The sequence below is a fragment of the Halalkalibacter oceani genome, from assembly GCF_040544555.1.
GTDB classification, from domain to species: domain Bacteria; phylum Bacillota; class Bacilli; order Bacillales; family Bacillaceae_D; genus Halalkalibacter; species Halalkalibacter oceani.
This window is the reverse complement of the sequence record NZ_JBEPKD010000001.1, coordinates 372484-394865: the sequence shown is the minus strand read 5'-3', so window position 1 is coordinate 394865 and position 22382 is coordinate 372484. Positions and strand designations below refer to the sequence as shown.

21 protein-coding genes are annotated in these 22382 nt (G+C 48.2%); 16 read left to right on the top strand and 5 right to left on the bottom strand.

Annotated features, from left to right (window positions below; genetic code table 11):
- Positions 1-322 precede the first annotated feature (322 nt).
- From ABMB67_RS01960 to ABMB67_RS01915, 10 genes are all read left to right on the top strand, one after another.
- The gene (locus ABMB67_RS01960) at positions 323-1360 is read left to right on the top strand and encodes an ABC transporter substrate-binding protein (protein ID WP_251222299.1); all 1038 of its coding nucleotides are present in this window, start codon (positions 323-325) and stop codon (positions 1358-1360) included.
- Between the two features lie 299 nt (positions 1361-1659).
- The gene (locus ABMB67_RS01955; protein ID WP_251222298.1) at positions 1660-2652 is read left to right on the top strand and encodes an ABC transporter permease; all 993 of its coding nucleotides are present in this window, start codon (positions 1660-1662) and stop codon (positions 2650-2652) included.
- Positions 2636-3430, top strand: coding sequence for an ABC transporter ATP-binding protein (locus tag ABMB67_RS01950; RefSeq protein WP_354570944.1), 795 nt, complete (start codon positions 2636-2638; stop codon positions 3428-3430). Before ABMB67_RS01955 ends, ABMB67_RS01950 begins: the two co-directional genes overlap by 17 nt.
- Positions 3431-3614: 184 nt before the next feature.
- A complete protein-coding gene (locus tag ABMB67_RS01945) occupies positions 3615-4772 on the top strand; it encodes a THUMP domain-containing class I SAM-dependent RNA methyltransferase (protein ID WP_354570943.1) in 1158 nt (385 codons plus the stop codon).
- A 351-nt stretch (positions 4773-5123) separates the two neighbouring features.
- Positions 5124-5624, top strand: coding sequence for an RNA polymerase sigma factor (locus ABMB67_RS01940; RefSeq protein WP_354570942.1), 501 nt, complete (start codon positions 5124-5126; stop codon positions 5622-5624).
- On the top strand, positions 5621-6622 hold the full coding sequence (locus tag ABMB67_RS01935) for an anti sigma factor C-terminal domain-containing protein (RefSeq protein ID WP_354570941.1): 1002 nt from the start codon (positions 5621-5623) through the stop codon (positions 6620-6622). Before ABMB67_RS01940 ends, ABMB67_RS01935 begins: the two co-directional genes overlap by 4 nt.
- A gap of 315 nt (positions 6623-6937) precedes the next feature.
- Positions 6938-7420 (top strand): DUF2975 domain-containing protein, encoded by a 483-nt coding sequence (locus ABMB67_RS01930; protein ID WP_354570940.1) that lies wholly within the window; start codon positions 6938-6940, stop codon positions 7418-7420.
- Positions 7421-7430: 10 nt separating this feature from the next.
- Positions 7431-7652, top strand: coding sequence for a helix-turn-helix domain-containing protein (locus tag ABMB67_RS01925; protein WP_354570939.1), 222 nt, complete (start codon positions 7431-7433; stop codon positions 7650-7652).
- Positions 7653-7698: 46 nt separating this feature from the next.
- A complete protein-coding gene (locus ABMB67_RS01920) occupies positions 7699-8505 on the top strand; it encodes a DUF817 domain-containing protein (protein WP_354570938.1) in 807 nt (268 codons plus the stop codon).
- Between the two features lie 352 nt (positions 8506-8857).
- The gene (locus tag ABMB67_RS01915; protein ID WP_251222291.1) at positions 8858-9130 is read left to right on the top strand and encodes a DUF2564 family protein; all 273 of its coding nucleotides are present in this window, start codon (positions 8858-8860) and stop codon (positions 9128-9130) included.
- A gap of 126 nt (positions 9131-9256) precedes the next feature.
- Here the strand turns inward: ABMB67_RS01915 and ABMB67_RS01910 are convergent, their stop codons facing one another.
- Entirely contained in the window at positions 9257-9559 is a 303-nt protein-coding gene (locus ABMB67_RS01910) for an iron-sulfur cluster biosynthesis family protein (protein WP_251194822.1), read from the bottom strand.
- Positions 9560-9683: 124 nt separating this feature from the next.
- On the opposite strand from ABMB67_RS01910, the gene ABMB67_RS01905 reads away from it, so the two are divergent.
- Positions 9684-11204: a carboxypeptidase M32 gene (locus ABMB67_RS01905; protein WP_354570937.1), complete on the top strand. Its 1521-nt coding sequence runs from the start codon at positions 9684-9686 to the stop codon at positions 11202-11204.
- A gap of 54 nt (positions 11205-11258) precedes the next feature.
- On the opposite strand, the gene ABMB67_RS01900 is transcribed toward ABMB67_RS01905, so the two are convergent.
- The 4 genes from ABMB67_RS01900 to ABMB67_RS01885 form a co-directional block, all read right to left on the bottom strand.
- Positions 11259-11963, bottom strand: a complete 705-nt coding sequence (locus tag ABMB67_RS01900) for a YwaF family protein (protein WP_354570936.1) — start codon at positions 11961-11963, stop codon at positions 11259-11261.
- Positions 11964-11981: 18 nt separating this feature from the next.
- The gene (locus ABMB67_RS01895) at positions 11982-13073 is read right to left on the bottom strand and encodes a tyrosine-type recombinase/integrase (protein WP_354570935.1); all 1092 of its coding nucleotides are present in this window, start codon (positions 13071-13073) and stop codon (positions 11982-11984) included.
- Between the two features lie 140 nt (positions 13074-13213).
- Entirely contained in the window at positions 13214-13603 is a 390-nt protein-coding gene (locus ABMB67_RS01890) for an ATP-binding protein (RefSeq protein WP_354570934.1), read from the bottom strand.
- A gap of 111 nt (positions 13604-13714) precedes the next feature.
- A complete protein-coding gene (locus ABMB67_RS01885) occupies positions 13715-14407 on the bottom strand; it encodes a Na-translocating system protein MpsC family protein (RefSeq protein ID WP_251222286.1) in 693 nt (230 codons plus the stop codon).
- A 226-nt stretch (positions 14408-14633) separates the two neighbouring features.
- Here ABMB67_RS01885 and ABMB67_RS01880 point away from each other — a divergent pair, with 226 nt between their 5' ends.
- From ABMB67_RS01880 to parC, 5 genes are all read left to right on the top strand, one after another.
- Positions 14634-15563 carry an ABC transporter ATP-binding protein gene (locus tag ABMB67_RS01880; RefSeq protein WP_354570933.1) on the top strand — a complete coding sequence of 310 codons (930 nt, stop codon included), beginning with the start codon at positions 14634-14636 and terminating at the stop codon, positions 15561-15563.
- Positions 15563-17092 carry an ABC transporter permease/substrate-binding protein gene (locus tag ABMB67_RS01875; RefSeq protein ID WP_354570932.1) on the top strand — a complete coding sequence of 510 codons (1530 nt, stop codon included), beginning with the start codon at positions 15563-15565 and terminating at the stop codon, positions 17090-17092. Before ABMB67_RS01880 ends, ABMB67_RS01875 begins: the two co-directional genes overlap by 1 nt.
- Positions 17093-17182: 90 nt before the next feature.
- The gene (locus ABMB67_RS01870; protein WP_354570931.1) at positions 17183-17596 is read left to right on the top strand and encodes a CoA-binding protein; all 414 of its coding nucleotides are present in this window, start codon (positions 17183-17185) and stop codon (positions 17594-17596) included.
- A 327-nt stretch (positions 17597-17923) separates the two neighbouring features.
- Complete coding sequence (gene parE / locus ABMB67_RS01865) at positions 17924-19912, top strand: DNA topoisomerase IV subunit B (protein WP_390188812.1); 1989 nt, start codon at positions 17924-17926, stop codon at positions 19910-19912.
- Positions 19913-19914: 2 nt separating this feature from the next.
- Entirely contained in the window at positions 19915-22353 is a 2439-nt protein-coding gene (parC, locus tag ABMB67_RS01860) for a DNA topoisomerase IV subunit A (protein ID WP_251222281.1), read from the top strand.
- The last annotated feature ends 29 nt before the right edge of the window (positions 22354-22382 follow it).

Genomic DNA, 22382 nt, shown 5'->3' with positions numbered 1-22382 from the left:
GAGATGCAACAAAAGCGACTTACAACATCAACGTAAGCAAATGTGCAAGCATCGTCGAAATGCTTCGCGCCGCCTGCCTGTATGGAGACATTCAGGGCAGGCCTTTTGACGTTAAAAAACATCCCCAAAAGACCAAGTTTTGGGGATGTTTTTTTGCGAAAATAAGCTTAAAAATCTTTCCTGAAAAATCATTTCTCGGTGACGCATCACTCCCGAAGCGCTTTAAAGCAATGAATTTTTTTGTTTACATACGATAAATATTAGATTAATATTGTTTTAAGATAATACCAAACTATTTGAAAATTACTAAAGGGGTTTGATTATGAAAAAGACATGGAAACATTGGTTGAGTATTGCAGTATTAGGTCTTGGTTTAACCGCCTGTGGCTCTGGTGGAACAGAGCAGGCACCAACGGATGCACCTGAGGAGACAGAGGGCGGTGGAGAGACTGCCGAAACAGATGAAGCGCTTCAATTTACAATCGGTGCGACACAAATTGTGGAACATCCGTCGCTGGATGCCGCTTTTGAAGGCTTTCAGGCAGCGCTTGCTGATGCCGGTCTCGATGTAACGTATGATTTCCAAAGCGCGCAAGGCGATCAAAATAATACGAGCGCGATTGCGAATAACTTTGTTGCCGATCAAGTTGATCTCATTTTTGCCAACTCGACGCCAAGTGCATTAGGCGCCCTTCAAGCGACAAATGATATTCCGATCCTCTTTACTTCTGTAACAGATGCAGTTGGAGCAGGACTTGTCGAAGCGATGGATCAGCCTGGAGAGAATATTACAGGAGTGCTAGATCTTCATCCTGACGCCATCCAAAATACCGTTGACTTTATTGATCAATATTTCGCCGATGCAACGGTCGGCTTGATTTATAACGCCGGTGAGCCAAACTCTGTTGCCCAAATCGAAGCTGTCCAGGCTGCTGCTGATGGAACGAGCCTTTCGCTTGTAACGAGAACAGTAGCGACTTCAGCCGAGGTCCAACAAGCAGCCGCGTCGCTTGTCAGCGAAGTGGATCTCTTTTATATCGTAACGGACAATACTGTTGTTTCAGCGCTTGCAACCGTTGTCGGTGTTGCAAATGAACAGGATATCCCACTTGTCGTTGGTGAGCCGGATTCCCTAGCTGGAGGCGGATTTGCGACATTTGGAATTGACTACCACTCAATCGGTTACCGCACAGGTGAAATGGCGGTGGACATTCTTACAGGTGAAAAAGCAACGTCTGAAATTCCTGTAGAATATCCTGCTAATATGCAGCTGCTCATCAACAAAGAAGCTGCGGAAGAGCAGGGTGTTGAATGGAATCCAGAATGGGATGAGATCGCCGAATTTTATGAGGCAGAATAAGGAGCACGTTGGAGACCGACCTGTCAGTACGGCAAGTCGGTTTCCGTTTTTTTCAAGGAGCAGAAGTGAGTGAAGAAGAGCGAGGTTCCGCATGTTATGTGTGGTGACCCACTTTTTACTTCTGTCTGAGGAAATCCTTGTCAAGAAGCGCTTACATCTGGATAGAATGATTGACATTAAAGATGAATAGCGTAAACTATATTTGTATTGATTATATGAAACTCTTATTTCTCACGGGTTGAACTCGAAAGAATCAGTCCGCAGAAATAAGAGATTTGCATGCACATTGGGAGGTTCCTATGTTTTTATCTATTTTTAGCGCAGTTGAATCTGGAATTATTTATGCCATTATGGCGCTAGGGGTATACTTAACGTTTCGCGTATTGGACTTCCCTGATTTAACCGTTGATGGCAGCTTTGTTACCGGAGCAGCCGTAGCCGCGATTTCCATTGTAAATGGAGTCAATCCATTTGTGGCGACGGCGCTGGCAGCCATTGCCGGCTTTATCGCAGGCTGTTTCACAGGCTTGTTACACACAAAAGGGAAAATCAACCCGCTTCTTGCCGGGATTTTAATGATGATTGCGCTCTATTCGATTAACCTGCGCATTATGGGTCAGCCGAATGTGTCCTTGATCAACGAGCCAACGGTCTTTCGGCAGATCGCCGGCATTTGGGAAGCGCTCGGGATTGACAATGCGCTGAACAGCTTTACGCAGATGCTCGGACTTGCGCAAGCACCACGGACATGGTCGATTTTGCTGCTCATGATCATCGTGACGCTGATCATTAAGTTTGCTGCCGACTATTTCCTGAAAACAGAAGCCGGGCTCGCACTTCGGGCAACTGGTGACAACCAGAAAATGATCCGTAGCTTCTCAGCGAATACGGATTCCTATATTATCATCGGCCTTGGACTTTCGAACGGCCTAGTTGCCTTAGCCGGTGCGTTTATCGCCCAGCTCGGCGGGTTTGCCGATGCCGGGATGGGAATCGGTCTGATCATTATCGGTCTCGCTTCGGTTATTATCGGGGAAGCATTATTCGGCACGAAAACGATTTTCCGCACGACGCTTGCCGTGATCGGCGGAGCGATTATTTACCGGATTGTCGTCACCCTTGCATTACGAGTTGATTTCCTTGAAGCGGGAGATATGAGATTGATCACCGCGATTCTCGTCATTGCCGCACTCGTGTCACCGAAGTTGATTGAGGCGCGTAAAGAAAAGAAAAGACGCCGGCAAAAACAGCTGGCACGCAAAGGAGGCGGCGAGCATGCTTCATCTGCATGATATTTCACTAACCTTTAATGAAGGGACGCCCGATGAGAAAAAAGCATTACAGAATACGAATCTCTCGCTCGAAAAAGGCGATTTCGTAACGATTATCGGCAGTAACGGAGCGGGGAAATCGACGTTGATGAACGTCATCTCAGGCTCCTTGAATCCGGATGTGGGGGAAGTGAAGATCGCTGACAAAGAGGTCACATACTTACCTGAATACAAACGTTCCCAGTTGATCGGACGGGTCTTCCAGGATCCAATGGCTGGTACGGCACCGACGATGACGATTGAAGAAAACTTGGCGATCGCCTATTCGCGAAACAAAAAGCGCACGTTGAAAATAGGCGTGAACAAAAAACGAAAAGATCTCTTCCGTGAGTATTTGGAAACATTGAATCTTGGCTTGGAGAATCGGCTTTCCGCCAAGGTCGGTCTGCTTTCAGGAGGAGAGCGTCAGGCATTATCGTTGTTAATGGCGACGTTCACCGAACCAAAGATTCTTCTTCTCGATGAGCATACGGCTGCCCTTGACCCGTCAAGAGCCGAGCTGATTACAAACCTGACCCGTGACATCGTGAAAAAGTATCAGCTGACGACGCTGATGGTCACGCATAATATGCAGCAGGCGCTCGATCTCGGGAATCGTCTGATTATGATGGATAAAGGGCAAATTATTCTGAATGTCGACAGTGAAACGAAGGAAACATTAACGATTGAAAAGCTGCTTAAGGAATTCCAGCGAATCCGCGGTAAGCAAATGGACAGCGACCGCGCTGTTTTGGCATAAGCAACGGAAAAAACGAATGTAAGTCGAAAACGATGGCCCGGAGCAAAAGGGGAATCCCCTTTTTATCCGGGCACTTTTGTGCGGCAAAGCGACACATGAACAACAGGTTTCCGTGCTGGTTGTATCCCGTCCTATTTCCTGTATAATAAGAGGATGATGCCAGTACGTAAGGAGTTTATACATAATGGAAAAAGTAACGTTAATCGCCACGGCGACAATGGGGCTGGAAGCTCTCGTTGCACGCGAAGTAAAAGCATTGGGCTATGAAGATGTCCAGGTCGACAATGGAAAGGTGACCTTCACAGCGGATGTTTCCGCGATCCCGCGCGCCAATCTGTGGCTGCGGACAGCAGACCGCGTCAAAGTGAGGATCGGAGAATTTAAAGCTCTCACCTTCGATGAATTATTTGAAAAGACGAAAGCACTGCCGTGGGCCGATTTTATCCCTGTCCACGCTGAATTTCCGGTTATCGGCCGCTCGGTAAAGTCCAAGCTGTTCAGCGTTTCCGATTGCCAGGCAATCGTCAAAAAAGCGGTTGTCGAAAGCTTAAAAAAACGCTACAAACGAGGCTGGTTTGATGAGGATGGCCCTTTTTACCGGATTGAAGTCGCACTCCATAAGGATATCGCGACGCTAACAATTGACACGAGCGGAGAAGGGCTGCACAAGCGCGGCTACCGCTACTTTCACAATCAGGCTCCGTTAAAGGAGACGCTCGCAGCAGCGATGATTATGCTGACACCATGGAAGCCGGATCGTCCATTTGCCGATCCTTTCTGCGGTTCAGGTACGCTGCCGATCGAAGCGGCGATGATCGGGCAAAACATCGCTCCCGGCTTTAATCGGGAATTTGTTTCGGAGAGCTGGCATTGGATCGGGGAAAATCGCTGGAATGAAGCAAGACAGGAAGTCGAGGACCTGGCGAATTACGATCAGCCGCTCGATATTCTTGGCAGCGATATTGACCACCGCAGCGTTGAGCTCGCGCAAAATAACGCCCAGGAAGCCGGCTTTGCTGATTTACTCACCTTTAAGCAAATGCAGGTCAAAGATTTCAGACACCGGGGCGAGTTCGGCATTTTGGTAGGCAATCCCCCGTACGGCGAACGTCTCGGGGAAAGAGCAGACATCGAGCAGCTGTACCGTGATATGGGAGACGTATTTCAGCAGCACTTGCCAACATGGTCGATTTATATGCTGACCTCCCACGAAGGCTTCGAGGAGCTGTACGGCAAAAAAGCATCCAAAAAGCGAAAGCTCTACAACGGAAATTTAAAAACCGACTACTATCAATTCTTCGGACCGCGACCGCCGCGGGGGGATGATGTGCCAAAGGTTTGAAGGTTGTAGAATAGCGCCTCACTATGAATTGCTATGTTAACTGGATAATAAAGGAGTAGATCTTATTTACTCACATAAAAGCAAGCTGCCCACTATGTAGACGAAAGTCATGTAGACCTCTTCTGTTGTGAAGGGGTCTACATTCAGTTTTTAGAATATCCATGCATACGGGTAAAAAACTTTGATGTTTCTAGCGAAATTCACATAAAACGTAAGCAGCTTGCTTTTAGGTTGTGCCGAAAAGAGGAATCTTTTTGGCACAACCTTTTCCATTTATACATACAAAATATTTTTCTGAAGGTGTAAACGATTTGCCCAACTTCACGTTATAAAAGAAGAAGGGAGGTAAGCATGGCAAACAAGACGATGAATGAATTTTTGCAGCAGGTCGGCACTCTGCTGTACCGGTATTTACGAAAACGCGGGCTGACGCATGAAGATGCGGAAGATATTGTCCAGGATACGTGTTATAAGTTTTTGCTACATCAAAATGGGATTGGTGCTGATCATGTGACGAGCTGGCTTTATCGGGTTGCCACGAATCAATTTTACGATTTAAAGCGGAAAGAAAGGCGCTATCAAGCAGCGGACGTAGATGCAGATTCGCTGCTGTCATTAACGCATATGCCGGAAATGAGCTATCTGCAGAAGGAACAACGAGCATCAATCCGAGAAGCGCTTGATACCCTGTCCCCCTTTCATCAGGAGCTTTTGATTTTGAAATACGAGTTGGAGCTTACATACAACGATCTTTCGGCCTTATTCAATATGAATCAAAATACGCTGAAAACGCATATGAAGCGCGCCAGGGAAAAGATGGTAAAGCAAGTAAAGGAGGAATTCGATTTATGAGTGAAAAGGAGCATTTTTTGTTTAATGAAAAAGAGTCAAAGAAGCTCATTCGAAAAGCGAGATTCTGGTCAACTTTGAAAATCGTCGTGATTGTTATGGTTGTAACGCCAATCATTCTGTTTACTCTCTGGTTTGGCATTGAAAAACTCTCACACAAACGGGGAGACGAGGTGCTGGAAGAAGTACGTTTATGGAATCTCATAACAGCACCAAATGTCCATATTAGTCATCTGCATTATGATCCGAATTGGTTTAAAGGTAACTTTAAGCTTACAACCTTTAAAATTCTCGGTGATCAGCCTTATATCTGGCAGCCAATTGAAGGAACATACAATCTCTTTGGTAATTATTTATTGGATTTTAGCGTGTACAACTCGATTCAATTAAAAGGATCAGAATCCCTAATCGAGACAAATCAATTTGAACGCTTTAATCTACATACCGGTGACCAGGAGATGCTCTTTTATCATCCTGAAATCGACTATGATACCTACCGCGACAGTCTTAGTGAAATGGAAGCGTTGAACGAGAACGCCCTGCTCGAGCTCGGCCTGTCATTTGATCAAGGCTATCAGCTTGAAGAGATTGAAGCAATGATGCCGCCAGAGGTACAAGTCGCTTGGTGGTGGGTGGATGCCTATACAGATGAAAGGATAAACTTTATGAAAGAGGTACAAGACACGGTAGTTGCCTCTTCTTGGTTCATTAATGGATTTTATTCGGACAGATATCAACCTGAAGGATCTAGGGGGGTAACAAACTTCATCTCACATCTGGAGCAGCTTCGTCAAAAGAAACGTTTCTCATTTGGCTGGGAAATCGAACAAATCTATGAGGCGATAGCCGGGGAGAATGATCAAATTGAAGAGGAAGAAATCTCGATTATCGGTGCGGTCGTGACGGGGACGCCGGAGCAGCTCTCTGCCTTACAGGATCAGCCATATATTCAGGCATCGACATTCGGTGTGATCACCGAGCAAAGACAGCTCAATAATTAAGTGTAGGGGAAAGGAGGCTGTGACAAAAGGTTGGTTTTACCTTTTGGCACAGCCTTTAAGCAATGAGCGGAACCGCCACGAACTTTTTAAAGCCCGTTGTGAGTGGGTTTCTCACAACGGGCTTGTGGCGTGTGAATCCATTGCCAGTAGGTCCAAAGCTGGTTTTGTCTCAAGCTCTTTTTTGTAAATATCGAAAGACGGGCAGGATGTGAAAGACTAACAACAATAATATTATACAAATCAATATTTATTTATTGTAAAACGATAAATGAAGTGTTATAGTTTTATTGAAATTACGAAGTGAGGTGCTTTTTGATGAAACAAGGAACAACGCTCTTTTTAAGGATCGCCGTTATACTGATCGGCATTCCGGTGCTTGCTTTGTGCATTTTTCTCGTGCCTAAGATTGCCCAGTTTGCCGCGCAGCTGCTTCCGACAATAGCGTATGTGAATTATTTTGTTTTTATTTTTTTCTATATGACGGCCATTCCGTTTTATGGAGCGCTTTATCAAGCGATTAAATTGCTAAGCTATATTGACAGGAACAAAGCATTTTCGGAATTATCGGTGACTGCCTTAAAGAAAATTAAGTATTGTGCAATGATACTCAGCATTTTTTATCTGGCGGGCATGCCGCTTTTTTTCCTTGTGGCTGAAGTAGATGATGCCCCGGGGATTATCGTAATTGGGCTGGTCATCATTTTTGCCTCAGCGGTGATCGCCGTGTTTGCTGCTGTCCTGCAGAGGCTTTTACAGGAAGCTGTGCAGATAAAATCAGAAAATGATTTAACGGTCTGAGGTGAAGAAGATGGCGATTATTATTAATATTGATGTCATGCTGGCAAAGAGGAAAATGAGCGTGACCGAGCTTTCGGAAAAGGTCGGAATCACGATGGCAAATCTTTCTATTTTGAAAAATGGCAAGGCGAAAGCGATTCGCTTATCTACATTAGAGGCAATTTGCAAGGCTTTGGACTGCCAGCCGGGAGACATACTGGAATACCGGAGAGATGAAGGGGAAGAGGAGTAATGGCTCCGCGCGTTGCGTGCCTTGCTTCGGGAAAGGAGAGCTGTTCATGCAAGTAATCCGTAAAAAAGAATACGTCGAGCCGCAACTCGTTAGAGCGGGAAAACAGCTCGTTCGTTTTGGCTGGGAGCAGGCGTTATCCTGCTTGTTTCCTGTTGTGATTTTTGCCTCTCTCGCAATAACGCAAGTCATTTCACTGCCTTGGCTGCCGCGCTATGACTGGCTGTTGCTCATTTGCCTGCTGATGCAGTGGTGGATGGTACGTTCAGGGCTTGAAACGCGGGATGAACTTAAGGTGATCACCTTGTTTCACCTTATCGGTCTCGCGCTGGAAATCTTCAAGGTTCATATGGGTTCCTGGTCTTATCCGGAGGAGGGCTATGTCAAAATTTTCGATGTGCCGTTGTACAGTGGATTCATGTACGCCAGCGTCGCGAGCTATCTCTGCCAGGCGTGGAGACGATTACATGTCGATCTCGTAAACTGGCCGCCGTTGATCCTCGTTGTCCCGCTCGCCGCTGCGATCTATTTGAATTTTTTCACTCATCATTATTGGATTGACATTCGCTGGTGGTTATCAGTCCTTGTGATTATCGTTTTCTGGCGGTCATGGGTAACGTACGAGGTGAACGGGACCGGTTATCGGATGCCGATCGCCCTTTCGTTCGTCCTGATCGGATTTTTCATCTGGGTCGCCGAAAATATCGCGACATTTTTCGGAGCCTGGGAATATCCGAACCAAACCGAGGCTTGGAGTCTCGTTCATCTCGGAAAGGTCAGCTCGTGGCTTTTATTAGTGATTGTCAGCTTTTTGATTGTCGCGACATTAAAACAGGTGAAGCAAAAGATTCAATAAGATGGCTGGATAGGGAGCAGAAGTCATCCAACTGCAATAGTTCCACTCGCCCCAAGCCCATTGTGAGAAGCTCTCACAATGGGCTTTAAGGTCGTGGCTTATTGCCTCGAGCTTGATAAAAGAAAAAAAAGCGCCTCTTTTGTCTCGTTTCTTTTGCTTTTTCTAGTGACATTTACCTGCATTTATGCATAATGGTACTTAAGTGGGGGAAATGATTAGGTCATAAGACTACGGTGAAGATACCCGGGTTTGATTATAAATAAACGATAATTATATTATGTTAACAATGCATGTTTTCGTTCAGGTTGGAAACACTTAGCAAGGAAGGAAATGAGAAAAGGAGGGAGATCCAATGAAGCAGCGGGACTTAGGTCAGAATGAATACGACGAGCTAAAGCAGATTGAGCTTGCGATTCAATCGGCTGAGCATATGGTTGGTCAGGCGACAAGAAGCATGGATGAGGAGCAGCTGGAAGCAGCGACGAACGCGCTCCAGGATGCACGGAACCAGCTGAAAAAAGCGACTGCGTTTGAGACGGGAGTCGATCAGCACTTTTTTGAGATGTCAGAGGAATTATTGGCCAAAGCCGATCATCAATTGAAGGAAGCAAAAGATAAAGAGTAGCCATCGATTGGCTTCCTCATTGCAAGAGGCTCGGCAAAAGGTTGTTTTTTTATCTTTTGCCGAGCCTCTTTCGCAGGAAAAAGCTTATCCGTTGTTTGAAGATTTTTGTCTCATTCCGTTTTGCTTTCATTCCGGATGATGAATTTCTTTATACGTTGGATGACTGAAATCAAGGTAGCCGGAATCCTCCTCATAATCAATCACCATTCCGTCTAAATACCAGAAATCATCTTCGTTCACAAAAAAGGTCACATCCTCTTTCTCCACTAAATAGGATGTTGGCTGCGGTCTTTCCTTCATCACGCCGACAGAAAACCCGCCGGAGCCGACGCCGCCAACCCGGACGTACAGGCGGAGCGTATCTCCCGGGTGGAGCGGAATTTCTCTTATATATAAGGCAGCTGCCGAATCGGTAATCGTAAGCTTCATCACATTCTCCTCCTTATGTTCTTCTTAGCATAGCATATTGCGCCAAGGGCGAGAAAGAGATTGATTATTTCCGGTGATCTCGTTATGATGGCAGAAGAAACAATTGGAAAAGGTGGGACATAAGATGCCGGAACATAACGCTCAGCTTGAGACGGATTTTCGTCAGTTCGTGAAAAAAATAGAAGATTACAAGCAAGCATTGGCTTTGCTCGCCTGGGATTCACGAACCGGCGCGCCAAAGAAAGGAATGGCGCAGCGCTCGGAAGTCATCGCGACGTTATCCGCGGAGGTGTTTGCCCTTTCAACTTCCGAGGAAATGGCGGAGTACCTCGGTCAATTACGGGAAGAAGCGCTGTATGCCACTCTTTCAGAGGTGACTCGGAAAACGGTTGATGAGTGTCACAAGGAATTTGAACGAAATGTAAAAATACCGAAAGAGGAGTTCAAGGAATATGTCCTGCTCCAGTCGCAAACAGAAACGCTTTGGGAAGAAGCGAAGGAAAAAGCGGACTTTGCGATGTTCCAGCCGAATCTGGAGAAACTGGTCGCCTTTAAAAAGAAATTCATCGGCTATTGGGGGTACGAGGAGCATCCGTATAATACGCTGCTTGATGATTATGAGCCTGGTGTGTTTGTCGCGACGCTCGATCAAGTGTTTGCTGAGCTGCGTGACGCCTTAATTCTGCTCGTTAAGCGGGTGACGGAATCAGCGCATCAGCCGCAGACGGATTTTCTGTTTCACTCATTTCCAAAGGAAAAGCAAAAGGAACTAAGCTTGGCGATATTGGAGAAGATCGGCTATGATTTCTCGGCCGGCCGCCTTGATGAGACGGTGCATCCGTTTGCGATTGGCATCAATCCGAATGATGTGCGGATTACGACAAAATACAAGGAGAACGATTTCCGCGTCGCCTTGTTTGGCACGATTCATGAATGCGGTCATGCGCTGTATGAGCAAAACATTTCACAGGAGCTGATCGGCACGCCGCTATGTGACGGCACGTCAATGGGCATCCATGAATCGCAGTCGCTTTTCTGGGAAAAATTCGTCGGTCAGCACGTTGGCTTTTGGGAACGGCATTATGATTTGCTAAAGCAATACAGCAGTGAGCAATTTTCTTCTGTTTCGCTTGAGGATTTTTACTTCGCCGTCAATGAAGCGAAGCCGTCGCTCATCCGGATTGAAAGCGATGAATTAACGTACTGCCTCCACATCATCATCCGCTACGAGCTTGAAAAAGCGCTGATGGAAGGCTCGCTTGACGTAAAGGATTTGCCGGCGGCGTGGAATGAGAAGATGGAACAATATATAGGGATTCGACCGGAAAACGACGGAGAAGGAGTGCTGCAGGATGTCCATTGGTCGTTTGGGGCATTCGGTTATTTTCCGTCCTACGCGCTCGGCTATATTTATGCCGCGCAAGTAAAAGAAGCGCTTGCAGGAGAGCTGCCGCAGTTTGATCAGCTCGTCCGCTCAGGCGATTTTGCACCGATTCGCGACTGGCTGAAGACGAATGTTCACCAGTACGGAAAGCTCAAGCAGCCGGCCGAGCTGATCCGCTCAATTACCGGCGGAGGAATTGATGCGAAGCCGCTGATCAATTATTTAACCGAAAAATACAGCCGGCTCTACCAGCTGTCATAACAGAGAAAGAAATGCGAAGCCGTCCTACGGCTTTCGGGGCTGACTTAAATAAAGTCAGCCTCTTTTTTTAAGAAATGGCAGATAAAGCAGGCCGAACATCAGCAGGGCAATGAGCTCAAGCTGAAGAATGTACCACGGGTAAGGCGCAAGAAAATCAAGGATGCTGCCATTGACCGGTTTTCTGGCGAGAAACATATAATTGGCACCTGTCCAGAGGTTGACAAGAAAGGCGACCAGCGCAAAGCCGTTTAAAACGAGAAAGGACTTGATGATCGCCACCGCTCTGATGGTGAACCGTTCCACCCACACCATATGCAAAATCGCCGTAATGATCGCAAAATGAGCGATAAAAAAGTGCAGAAAGCGATAATGAGGGAACGTATAAAATAAATCAGGCGTAAGGATCGCTTGAAGAGCGCCGGCAAGACCGAAAAAATAAACGATTTCAAACAGGCTCCGGCTTTTCTGAAAAAGCATCAGTATACACACGTACAGGCTGATCGTACAAAGCTGAAAGGGAAGATGATAGCGGACATCCCATGTCGTCGCGAGTAATGTCCAAAGTAGCAGGCTCAGCTCAGATACGAGCAATATCGCCAGGATGATCCAGCGCCCGTAGCGCTGCACGACGGGTGTGGCGCGCCAGCGGTAATAAAGGATCAGAAACAAGACAAAACATAATAAAATCCAAAGATGGGCCGGCGACAGAAAAAGCGCCGGTTCATAATAGCTGCTGTCATAGGCAAAAATATCATTCATGCAAACTCCTCCTCAATGTCAAAACGAAAGCTGCTCAATCGCTTTTTCGCGGGCCTTGTTTTGAACATGGGCATATACTTGCGTTGTCGCGACCGTCTCATGACCGAGCAGGCTTTGCACCGTCAGCACATCGACCCCCTGCTCAATCAGCGCTGTGGCGAATGTATGACGCAGCTTATGAGCGGAAATCGGTTTTGTCTGTAAAGAAGGAATCGAGCGGGCCGCTTTTTTCAGCTGGCGCTGAAGCATCTTTTGCAGCGCGCTGACCGTAACGCCAGGCAGATACGCGCCTGTTTTGAAATCATAGCCGACTAGAAGGGGGGCCTCGCCGTGAGCGGGCCGGCTTTTTTTCGGCAGGGATTCCAGGTAGCGCCTTATAAGGTTAATCGTTTCCGCAGATAGAGGGACGGTGCGCTCTTTGTTTCCTTTGCCGTGAACGAGAATCGTCCTTCGTTCAAATTGTACCTGTTTCAGCCTTAGGGAAGCAAGCTCGGAAATTCGCAAGCCGGTAAAGACAAGCAGATGAATCACGAGGAAATCACGCTCCTTCAAGTATTGATGGTAGCGTTTTTGGCGTTCGCTCGTACCTGTCGGCAACTCGGCATCGAGCTGCTTGAAAAACTGGCGCATCTCCTCCTTCGTCAAATAAACCGGCTCCTTTTTGCCGATTTTTGGCCGTTTCACTGCCAGTACTGGGTTGGTTTCCGTCTTTCCTTTTTTTATCAAATAATCAAACAGCGATTGCAGGACTGACAGCTTGCGGTTAATTGTCCGCGCTTCATTTTCAACTTCCAGGGCGAGGTACGATAAATAATGCTCAATCCCGTCCTTTTGCAGCTGGAGGAAATCATCAAGAGTGAGGGAGGACATATCAGCCTCACTTGAACCGGTTGCCTGTTTCACATAGGAAAAGAAAAAGCAGAAATCATAAATATAGCGCTGAATCGTCGCCGGGGAATAGCCGAGCGCCAGCCGGCTCAGCAAGTAATCCTGGACAAAGCCGGGCAGCTCGCCTGCTTTTTTAAATGTGGAGAGAAGCTGTAGCTTCGAGGAAAAATGCTCGTGTTCCTCTGTTTGTGGCATGCGATTTAGTTTTGCAAATAGCGACATCTTATTCACCTCTTTACCAGTTTAACGCAAAAATAACATTCTGTGAAATTGATATTTCATGGAACGTTATTTCGTAAAAAAATCAGGCTTGGGCAAAAGGGTAAAAAACAACCTTTTGCCCAAGCCCCCACACACAGGCCCTATTTCAACGCCCATTTTCCGGTACTGATCGTGATTCCTTTTTCAGGCTCAGCGGTAATCGCGTATGTATTCATCAGCCGTTTCACATGATGCAGCTCTTCGTCGAGGATCGTGCGGAGTACTGATGGTTTTTCCGGGATATGGGCGGGACTGTCACTGATTGTCACGGTAATCCTCATTCCGGTTTTTTCAAGCTCGTCGAGCAGCTGCACCATCATCGTCGCGCCAGCCGCATGACGAATCACTGTTCGTGTGAGCTCAGAGATGGCTGTCACGACCTTCGTTCGGTCAATGGGAGAGAAGCCGATTTCTTCAGCAGCCTGTCTTATTTTGTTTCGTGCGTTGACAATATCAGCTTTTGTCGTAAGTGTAAGAGTGAATGTAGTCATCGTATAACCTCCATAAGTGCCAGTTGGGAAAATAAAAAAAGCCAAAAAGAAGGTCGCCTAGTACCTTCTTTTTGGCTTATGACTAGCTTTGTTTCTAGCTCATTGCCGCCATTATAGCTTGTTAGGAGTTAAAATGAAGACGATAATGCTTTTATCGGCGTGAAAATCCCAGTTGACAAAAATGTCTTCCACCTGGGCCTCCAGATAAATCTCAAACTGCTCCTTGCTTTTTGTCAGCAACGCTTTTTCCAGCCTGCGCTTCGCCAAGGTGAGCTGCTCCTCAAACCCGAGCTCAATCAGCTCCTTCTCGATCTCGACGAGAATGCCGTGGCGGATGATGACAAGCGTGCGCGGATTGAGTAAATAGGAAGCCACTTGATCGGGGAGCTTTTCCGCCTTTTTCGTAATATGTCCTACTTCCTCATTGACGAGTTCGCTATTCGGATATGTATAAACGCTCCTATCAGCATCTTGATGCGAAATCCCGCAGAGCAGACCCGAGTATTGCTCCAGCGTCCAATCATAGTAAAGCTCATCAACGACGACTCCCGTGCTTTCTTCAATAATCGCAGCGATCTCGGGAAGGAGGCGGTCCATCATTTTGTCTCTCGTCTGTTGGATCGTCAGAAGATCGTTTTGCTCAAGCAACACTTGTTCCATCGGGGCGATGAAGCGTCGGAGAAAAATCGTCACAAACGGCTCGGAGATACTGACGAATACGCCTTCTGGTCCTTTCCCAAAGTGATCGCGCAGCACCTTCCCGATTCTGCTTGCGATTTCAACCTGCTTTTTCTTTGTCTCCAAGTGATCATTCCTTTTTAGAATGCGGCTTTTTTTATCCTCATTCCTTTTCTTGTATTCTATTATAGCGTAAATAATGGTACAATCCCATATTATTCCGTTTGTTTTTTGTTTTTTCGTCAATCATAACGGAAAGTCGGCAAACAAATGGGAATGATTCACAGGCTTACGATTCAGGAAAAAGGGTATAAAACGTAGGATGTTAGGTAAAGGGAGTGTACGTCATTTTATGATCACATTTAAAAATGTAACAAAGGCCTATCCGGATGGAACCGTCGCGGTGAAGCAGCTCAATATGACGATTGAGGCGGGGGAATGCTTTGTCTTGATCGGCCCTTCAGGCTGCGGAAAAACGACGACAATGAAAATGGTGAACCGCTTAATCGAGCCAAGTGAAGGGAGTGTCTCGATTCAGCAGAAAAACATCGCCGACGTGAACATCGATCACCTGCGCTGGAACATCGGGTATGTGCTGCAGCAAATTGCCTTATTTCCAACGATGACCGTTGCCGAAAACATTGCTGTTGTGCCTGAGCTGAAAAAATGGTCGAAGCGGGCGATTGACGAACGAATCGATCAGTTGCTGACGCTGATCGGACTTGCTCCGGCTCAATTTCGTCACCGCTATCCGCGGGAATTGTCCGGCGGCCAGCAGCAGCGCGTCGGCGTCGCCAGAGCGCTGGCGGCTGATCCGGATATATTGCTGATGGACGAGCCGTTTAGCGCGTTGGATCCAATCAGCCGTGAGCAGCTGCAGGATGACATTAAGCGGCTCCAACAGTCAATTCGAAAAACGATATTGTTCGTGACACACGACATGGAGGAAGCGCTGAAGCTCGGGGATCGCCTCTGTATTATGAAGGATGGCAACGTGGTGCAGATCGGCACGCCGGCCCAGCTGCAGAAGGAGCCGGCAAATGACTTCGTCGCAGAATTTATCGGCAACCGCCAAGCACCGGTGACGCTGCGTCAGCTGATGACTCCTCTGGAGGAGAGGATCGCAAAAGACTTAAGCACAATTTCAATTGATGCGCCGCTGCATGAAGTGTATGAACGTCTGGCCGGTGAACCGGAGCTGTATGTCATAGAAGGGGCGGACGTGGTCGGTCGAATTACATATAAAGACTTTGCCTACCATCTCGCCAAAGGAGGTGCCTGATGGAAGCGATCCAGCGGTTACAGGACTTGTTTGTTATGCGGCAGGAGTTGCTATGGTCATCCTTATGGCAGCATATGCAATTATCGTTACTTTCCCTCTTATGCGCTGTTTTCATTGCCGTCCCCTTAGGAATTGTCCTCTCCCGTTATCCGCGTTATGCGGAGTGGGTTATCGGCGTGGCGGCCGTCCTGCAGACGATTCCAAGCCTGGCGCTCCTCGGCTTTATGATTCTGCTCGTCGGAATCGGACCGACGCCGGCGATTATCGCCCTGACGATCTATGCGTTGCTGCCGATTCTCCGCAACACGTATACCGGCATTAATGAAGTCGACCCGGCGATTCGCGAAGCGGCGACAGGAATGGGGATGAATTGGCGCCATCGATTGCTCAAGGTCGAGCTGCCGCTGGCGATGCCGACAGTAATGGCCGGCATCCGGACATCAATGGTGCTCATTGTCGGTACGGCGACGCTTGCGGCGTTAATCGGAGCCGGCGGCCTTGGTGATTTGATTATGATCGGCATCCAGCGGGCGAACAATGAATACATTCTGCTCGGTGCGATACCGGCGGCGCTGCTCGCTTTAGGGTTTGATCTTGTGCTGCGTGTGACGGAAAAGCGGACGAAAGGCGCCTCGTACAAACCGATCATTGGCCTGATTACATGTGCTGTGGCATTGATCGTCGTTCCGCTGTTGTTTACCGAGGAGAGTGGAACGGATATTGTGATCGGCGGAAAGCTTCAGGCGGAGCCGGCGATCGTCGCGAATATGTACAAGCTGTTAATTGAAGAAGAAACGGACTTGACCGTCGATGTTCAGTCGGGGCTTGGCGGCACGGATATCGTCTTTAACGCGTTGAAAGTGGGGGACATTGATCTTTATCTTGAATTCTCCGGCACGATTTTAAGCGGCATTCTGCAAAAGACGGAGTTCAGCTATGATCCCCGCACCGCCTACGAGGAAGCGCGCGATGAGATGTATGAGGCGGACGGACTCGTCTTTCTTGAGCCGATGGCTTATCAGAATACATATGCGATCGCTGTAACGAAGGAATTTGCTGAAGAAACTGGTGTGCAGACGATTTCAGAGCTTGAGCCGTATCGCGATCAGCTCGTCGCCGGCTTTACCTTTGAATTCATTGATCGACAGGACGGCTACGCTGGTTTTTCCGAGGTGTACGGCTTTGAATTTGCCGATGTTCAGACGATGGATGCCGCCTTGCGCGCCAGAGCACTCGTTTCCGGGGAGGTGCAGCTGATTGATGCCTATTCGACCGATCCGGAGCTCGTTGAATATGAATTGCATGTGCTGGAGGATGACCGCCAGCTGTTTCCTCCTTATCAGGGAGGGGCGCTTGTGCGCGAGGATACGCTGTTGCGCTATCCGGAAATAGAAGCTCCGCTTGAACGTCTGGCTGGAGCGGTGACGGAGGAGGAGATCCGGCAGTTGAATTATGCAGTCGACTATGAGGATGCTGACCCGGAAGCTGTCGCGCGTGATTTTTTACAGGAAAAGGGATATATTAAATAAAAGCATGATTTTCCTCCGTCAGCAGCAGGAATGTAAGTGGTTGATGGAGAACAGTGTAGGATAGAAGAAGATGACGAAGGAGCTGGAAAGATGAGCATTCAAAATCCAAGTGATCAGGAAATTAAAGAGATTTTGGCGACAAACAAACGAATTGCGGTTGTCGGCTTATCCGATAAGCCGGAGCGGACTTCCTATATGGTGTCAGAAGCGATGCAAAAAGCGGGCTATGAGATTATTCCGGTTAACCCGACAGCGGATGAAATATTAGGGGTCAAGGCCGTCGCGTCCCTGAAAGACATCGACGGGGAGATTGACATTGTGAATGTGTTCCGGCGCAGTGAATATTTGCCTGAGGTGGCCAGGGAAACGGCCGAGGTCGGAGCGAAGGTGTTTTGGGCGCAGCTTGGGCTTGAGAGCGAGGAAGCCTTTGACATTCTTCAGGAGCATGGTATTATCAGTGTCATGAATCGCTGTATTAAGGTTGAGCATGCGAAGTGGAAATAACCGAAAATGCTCTCGAAAGATCTGTTTCTGATCTTTTCGAGAGTTTTTTTAAGCTGAGAAAGGATTACATTTTCGGACTGGTTCGAGGAAGAGCATCGGCTTGGCATGTGACCCAAATGGCTGAAAGACCCCTGTTTGCAGCCAACCTCTACCGATGTAACGGCTCTGCATGCCGCTTCCAAGAAAAGCCGCTACGCGGTTTTTTTAAGTGGAACGTGCGATTGGCGGTTGCGAATATTGAAATAATCGCTACAATAGTAAAAGCAAGGTAGAACGAATGACAAATAGAAACGTTTGTTCTGTTGTGCTACAATGAACAGTAGCACGATGAAAGGAGTAGCAGCATTGGCTAAAAAACAATACAACGACTATAACGATGATGCAATACAGGTACTCGAGGGATTGGAAGCGGTCAGAAAGCGTCCGGGTATGTATATTGGCAGTACGGATGCCCGCGGCCTCCACCACCTTGTTTATGAAATCGTGGACAATTCCGTTGATGAGGCACTAGCCGGCTACGGATCATACATAAATGTGACGATACATCCAGATAATAGTGTTTCTGTTAGTGACGAAGGACGCGGGATGCCGACCGGGATGCACAAGTCAGGAAAGCCGACTCCCGAAGTGATTTTAACCGTGCTCCATGCCGGCGGGAAATTCGGCCAAGGCGGCTATGCGACGAGCGGCGGGCTTCATGGTGTCGGCGCTTCGGTCGTCAATGCGTTATCAGAGTGGCTCGTCGTCGAGATTAAGCGCGACGGCTTTGTCTATACACAACGCTTTGAGAACGGGGGCAAGGCGGTTACCTCTCTTGAGAAAAAAGGAAAAGCACGAAAATCAGGGACGACGATTCATTTCAAGCCTGATCCGACGATCTTCACGACGACGACTTACAATAAGGAGACGTTGACCGAGCGCTTACGGGAAGCAGCCTTCCTGTTAAAGGGATTAAAAATCGAATTAATTGATCTGCGCGGGGAACGGTCAGAGGAAACCTTTTATTTCGAAAACGGCATTGAAGCCTTCGTGGAATATTTAAATGAAGAAAAAGAAACATTGAGTCCGGTCGTCTTTTTTTCCGGAGAGCAAAACGAGATTGAGATCGAAATTGCCTTTCAGTTCAATGACGGCTATACGGAGAATGTTCTCTCCTTTGTCAACAATGTGCGGACGAAGGACGGCGGGACGCATGAGCTCGGCGCCAAGGCTGGGATGACGCGCGCCTTTAATGAATATGCGCGAAAGGTAAAGCTGTTAAAGGAAAAGGATAAAAATCTCGACGGCTCCGATATCCGCGAAGGCTTTACCGCGATAATCTCTGTCAGGGTCCCGGAAGCGAAGCTGCAGTTTGAAGGCCAGACAAAAGGCAAGCTCGGCACGCCAGAAGCACGTTCGGCGGTTGACAGTCTTGTCTCTGAGAAGCTTTCTTATTTCTTTGAAGAAAATCCGGAAATTAGCACGATGCTGATCAAGAAAGCGATTAAAGCGGCGCAGGCCCGCGAAGCAGCACGCAGGGCGCGTGAGGATGCACGCAACGGCAAAAAAAGCAAGCGCAAGGACGTGCTCTTAAGCGGAAAGCTGACACCGGCCCAATCGAAAAATCCGCAGCGTAATGAGCTGTATCTTGTCGAAGGGGATTCCGCCGGCGGATCAGCCAAGCAGGGACGCGACCGTAAATTCCAGGCCGTTCTGCCATTGCGCGGAAAAGTCATCAACACGGAAAAAGCGAAGCTTGATGATATTATGAAAAACGAGGAAATCCGGACGATCATTCATACGATCGGTGCTGGAGTCGGCGCTGATTTTTCACTGGAAGATGTCAACTATGATAAAATCGTCATCATGACCGATGCCGACACGGACGGCGCGCATATTCAGGTGCTGCTGCTGACGTTTTTTTACCGCTATATGCGACCGCTGTTTGAGGCCGGGAAGATTTACATCGCCCTGCCGCCGCTCTATAAGGTCAGCAAAGGCGCCGGCAAAAAGGAAGTTGTGGAGTACGCCTGGGATGAACGAGAGCTGGCCAAGGTGATAAACCAGGTCGGACGCGGCTATACGCTTCAGCGCTACAAGGGGCTTGGTGAAATGAATGCCGTTCAGCTGTGGGAAACGACGATGGACCCGGAAACGCGTACATTGATCCGCGTCAAGCTTGAGGACGCAGCGCGCGCAGAAAAGCGTGTCACGACTTTGATGGGTGATAAAGTTGAACCACGGCGGAAATGGATAGAATCCCATGTCGCCTTCGGTCTTGATGAGGAATCGAATATATTAGAGAATGAAAATCTTGCGATAGTTGAGGAGGAGTAAGCTTGGCACAAACAGAGCGTTACTTAGATCTTCCTTTTGAAGAAGTCATTGGCGACCGTTTTGGCCGCTACAGTAAATATATTATCCAGGAACGAGCCCTGCCGGATGCACGCGACGGACTTAAGCCGGTGCAGCGCCGAATTTTATATGCGATGCATAAGGACGGAAACACGGCGGATAAGCCTTTCCGTAAATCGGCCAAAACCGTCGGGAACGTGATCGGGAATTATCATCCGCACGGCGATTCCTCGGTTTATGAAGCTATGATCCGGATGAGTCAGGATTGGAAGGTGCGCAACCTGCTTGTTGACATGCACGGAAATAACGGCTCCGTCGACGGTGATCCGCCGGCGGCGATGCGTTACACGGAAGCGCGTTTATCTGCGATCGCCTCTGAACTGCTGCGTGATATTGACCGTGATACAGTCGAATTCATTCCGAACTTTGATGACTCAGAAGAGGAGCCGGTCGTTCTTCCGGCGATGTTTCCGAACCTGCTCGTCAACGGCTCGACAGGGATCTCTGCCGGTTATGCGACCGATATTCCGCCCCATCATTTAGGTGAGGTCATCGATGGCGTCATTATGCAGATGGAGCGGCCGTCAACGACGCTTGACGATTTGCTGACGGTGATAAAAGGGCCTGATTTTCCGACCGGCGGTATTGTCCAGGGCATTGACGGCATCCGCCAGGCGTACCAGACAGGAAAAGGCAAGGTGATCGTCCGCGCGAAAACGGAAGTTGAGGAAGTACGGGGCGGGCGCTCACAGATTGTCATTACAGAAATTCCATTTGAAGTCGTAAAAGCGAACCTTGTGAAGAAAATGGACGAGCTTCGTTTCGATAAAAAAGTCGACGGGATTGCCGAGGTTCGGGATGAGACCGATCGTACCGGCTTGCGTATCGTTGTCGAATTAAAGAAAGAAGCCGATGCCGAAGCGATTTTACATTATTTATATAAAAATACCGATCTGCAAGTGACCTATAACTTTAATATGGTCGCGATTCACAATAAAGCGCCGAAGCTGATGGGGCTGCAAGCACTAATTCAAGCCTATATTGATCATCAAAAGCTCGTGTTTACGAGACGGGCTCATTATGACTTGAAAAAAGCTCAGGACCGCCAGCATATCGTGCACGGGCTGATTAAGGCGATTTCGATTCTTGATGAAGTGATCGCCACGATCCGGGCCTCAGCCGACAAGAAGGATGCTAAACATAATTTAATTGAACAGTTTGCTTTTACGGAAGAGCAGGCCGAGGCGATCGTCACCTTGCAGCTTTACCGGTTGACGAATACAGACATTACGACTCTCGAGGAAGAAGCGGCGGAGCTTGAACGTCGCATTCATGAGCTTGAAGCGATTTTGGCGAGCGAGAAGAAGCTGATTTCCGTTATCAAAAAAAGCCTGCTGGCGATTAAGAAAAAATACGCCGATTCACGGCGCACTGTCATTAAGGAAGAGGTCGAGGAGCTTAAAATCAATATGGAAGTGCTCATTGCCTCTGAGGACGTCGTCGTGACCGTGACGAAGGAGGGCTATGTAAAGCGGACGAGCATCCGTTCGTATACGGCATCTAGTGGAGAAGCTCCGGGTATGAAGGAAGGCGACTATCTGCTTGGCCGCTATGACATGAACACGACGGATACGCTGCTGCTCTTTACGAAGCTTGGAAACTATCTCTATGTTCCGGTTCATCAGCTGCCGGATATTCGATGGAAGGATAACGCCCAGCATGTCGCCAATCTTGTTTCCGGCATCGAGCGCGACGATGAAATCATTGAGGCGATCCCGATCCAGCAGTTTACAGAAGAACAATCGCTCCTCTTTATTACGAAAGACGGCATGGCGAAGCGCTCGCAGCTCTCGCTCTATCAGGCGCAGCGATTCTCTAAGCCGCTGATGGCTCTGAAGCTGAAGGCTAACGATGAAGTCGTCGCCGTTCACAAAACAGATGGTCACCAGGAACTCTTTTTAGCAACAAAGTTTGGCTACGGACTATGGTTCCGCGAAGAAGAAGTGAACCTTGTCGGTCAGCGTGCCGCCGGGGTAAAGGCGATTAATTTAAAAGACGGTGACCAGCTTGTCGACGCCTCTACCTTTACTCTCGATGATAAAGTGGAATTGCTCGTCGTCACCCACCGTGGCGCCGTGAAGAAAATGGCAATTACGGAATTCGACAAGTCCTCACGCGCGAAACGTGGTCTCGTGATGCTGCGTGAGTTAAAATCCAATCCGCACCGCGTTATTGCGTGCCGTCGGGTTGTCCAGTCAGATGAGCGTTACACTGTCCTCACGAGCAAAGGAACAACGGTGGACATTCAGCCGAAAGACTACCGTAACAGTGACCGCTACAACAACGGTTCCTTCGTGATTGATCAGGCAACGGACGGAGAAGTCGTGGACGTATGGCGCCATGTGCAGGCTGGAACGGAGTAAACCGACATTTTTCATTCTCAGTCAGGCGC